The 2,751-nt window shown below is 62.3% G+C and carries 3 protein-coding genes; all 3 read left to right on the top strand.

What is annotated here, in order from left to right:
• Positions 1 to 565, top strand: a 565-nt coding sequence (locus AB7F49_RS39375; protein ID WP_428533488.1) for an ABC transporter ATP-binding protein, incomplete at its 5' end; no start/stop codon positions are given.
• On the top strand, positions 565 to 2,532 hold the full coding sequence (locus tag AB7F49_RS39370) for an AMP-dependent synthetase/ligase (RefSeq protein WP_428533485.1): 1,968 nt from the start codon (positions 565 to 567) through the stop codon (positions 2,530 to 2,532). The genes AB7F49_RS39375 and AB7F49_RS39370, both read left to right, overlap by 1 nt.
• Positions 2,529 to 2,751: ABC transporter permease subunit (locus tag AB7F49_RS39365; protein ID WP_428533482.1), on the top strand; the 223-nt coding region annotated here is incomplete at its 3' end. The genes AB7F49_RS39370 and AB7F49_RS39365, both read left to right, overlap by 4 nt.

Here is a 2,751-nt window from a genome sequence, read left to right as displayed (position 1 = left end):
CGGCAAGGGCGTACACCAGATCGCGCGCATGGGCCTGGCGCGAACTTTCCAGGGCACGCACATCTTCTCGGGCATGACTGTGATCGAAAACATCATGGTTGGCCGTCACATCCATATGAAGAGTTCGGTGCCGTCGGCGTTCCTCTATTTCGGTCCGACGCAGCGCGAGGAGATCAGGCACCGCGAATTCGTCGAAGAGATCATCGAGCTTCTCGAGATCGAATCGATCCGCCATCAGCCCGTCGGCAGCCTGGGTTACGGCTTGCGCAAACGGGTGGATCTGGGACGCGCTTTGGCGCAGGAGCCCAGGATCCTGCTCATGGACGAGCCGATGGCCGGCATGAACACCGAAGAGAAAGAGGATCTGGCGCGCTTTGTTCTCGACGTGCGCGAAGCGCGCGGCATTCCTATCGTGCTGGTCGAGCACGACATGGGCGTGGTGATGGATCTGGCGGACCGCTTGGTGGTGCTGGATTTCGGCCGCAAAATCGCCGAAGGCACGCCGCGGCAGGTGCAGAAGGATCCGCTGGTGATGAAGGCCTATCTCGGCGAGGGAGATCGCTGATGTTGCGCATGCGCACCCTGCCTCAGCTTCTGCTGGACAGCGCTGCCGCAACGCCCCGGCGTCTGGTGGAGCGGCATAAATATCGCGGCATCTGGCGCGAGTACAATTTCGCCGACGTGCTGGACAACGTGCGCGCTTTCGGCTTGGGCTTGCATGCCATGGGGCTGGCGCGCGGGGAAACCGTCGCCATTATCGGCGAGAACGAACCTGAGCATTTTTGGGCCGAGTTCGCCGTGTTGGCGCTGGGCGGCAAGGTCGTCTCGCTCTACCCCGACCTCACCGCGGACGAAGTTCAGTATCTCCTCGGCGACAGCGAAGCGGTTTATCTCGTGGCGCAGGATCAGGAGCAGGTCGATAAAGGCCTTGCCGTCTTGCCGAACCTGCCTGGCCTGCGCCGCATTGTCTATTGGGATCAAACCGGCATGTGGTCCTATGCGCAGCCCGCGCTGACCACGTTCGAAAAAGTCCAGGACGAAGGGCGCCAGCGCCACGCCGCGGAGCCCGACCTTTTCCGCACGCTTGTCGAGGCCGGCAAGCCCGACGATCTCGCCGTGCTTTCTTACACTTCCGGCACCACGGGCAAGCCCAAAGGCGTGATGCTCACGCACCGCTATCTGATCGACAATGCGCATCGGCTGATCGAGGGCACCGGCATCAAGCCGGGCATGGAATATCTCACCTATATCGCACCGGCCTGGGCCACCGAACAGCTCTTCGGCATCACGGTGGGCATGGTGCTGCCGCTGGTGGTCAACTTCCCCGAAGGTCCGGAGGAAGTCCTCAGCAACATCCGCGAATTGGCGGTGGAAGTCCTGGTCTTCGCACCCAGACAATGGGAAAGCCTCGCCGCGACATTGCAGGCGCGCATGTTCGACGCCGGTCCGCTGCGCCAGCGCATCTACAAATGGGGCATCGACATCGGCCACAAGGTCAACGTCGCCAGGCTCGACGGCAAACCCGTGCCGTTCGGCGCCCGGCTAGCTTATCCGATCGCTGAAACGCTGGTACTCAAGCGCTTGCGCGATCAGTTGGGACTGACCCGCGCCAAAATCGCGTTAAGCGGCGGCTCCACCATGGCGCCGGATATCTTCCGGCTGTTCCATGCCATCGGCGTTCCCCTGCGCAATCTCTATGGCTCGACCGAAACCGGAATCCTGACCATCCATCAGGGCGAGCGTTACGATCTCGAAACGGTCGGCCGCTGGCTTGAACCGCATCCCGAGGCCGAAGCCAGGCTGGAGTGGAAGGTCGCCGAAAGCGGCGAGCTTCTGGTGCGTGGCGGGTCGTTTTTCCGCGGCTATTACGGCAAGCCCGAGAAGAGCGCCGAGCGCATCGTCGATGGCTGGTATCGCACGGGCGATGCGGTCTCCATCACCGAAGCAGGCGAACTCGTGTTCCTGGAACGGCTGGAGGATCTGCGCCGCCTGCGCACCGGCGAAACGTTTCCGCCGCAGTTCATCGAGACGCGCCTGAGGTTCAGTGCCTTCATCAAGGACATCATGACTTTGGGGGACGAGAGCCGCGACTATATCGGCGCGCTGATCAATATCGACATGGGCGTGGTCTCGCGCTGGGCGGAAGAGCGCAATATCGGCTTCTCGACCTTCACCGATCTGTCGCAGAAGCCGGAAGTGGCTGCGCTGATTCGCGAGGAGATCACGCGCGTCAACAACTTCCTTCCCGAACACGCGCGCGTGCGCCGGTTCGCCAATTTTCCCAAGGAACTCGATCCGGACGAAGGCGAGCTTACGCGCACGCGCAAGCTGCGCCGCGAATTCCTCGCCGAACGTTACGCCGCGCTGATTGCCGGGCTCTACGCCGGCGAGAAGAGCGTCGCGACCGAGATCAGGGTCACCTACCAGGATGGCAGGCAGGGCACGCTTGCCGCCCGCGTGCAGATCCACGACGTGGACGAAAACGCCACATTGCCCAAACAGACATCGGAAAAAAGGCGCGCCGCCGGATGATCATCGATTTCCTGAACTATCTGATAAGCGGAGCTTTGGTAGGACTGCTCTATGCGCTGATCGCCATGGGCTTTGTGGTCATCTACCGCGCCTCCAAGGTGTTCAATTTCGCGCAGGGCGAGCTGGTGGTGTTCGGCGGCTTCGTCGTGTGGTGGATGGTGCTGTCGATGGGACTGCCGCTCATTGTCGGCCTGCCGCTCGCCTTCGTCGTCGCCGCGC

Origin of the sequence: Pseudorhodoplanes sp., assembly GCF_050250235.1 — a bacterium.
Classification (GTDB): Bacteria; Pseudomonadota; Alphaproteobacteria; order Rhizobiales; family Xanthobacteraceae; genus Pseudorhodoplanes.
The sequence above is the reverse complement of the archived record's forward strand: the minus strand, read 5'-3'. Positions and strand labels throughout refer to the sequence as shown.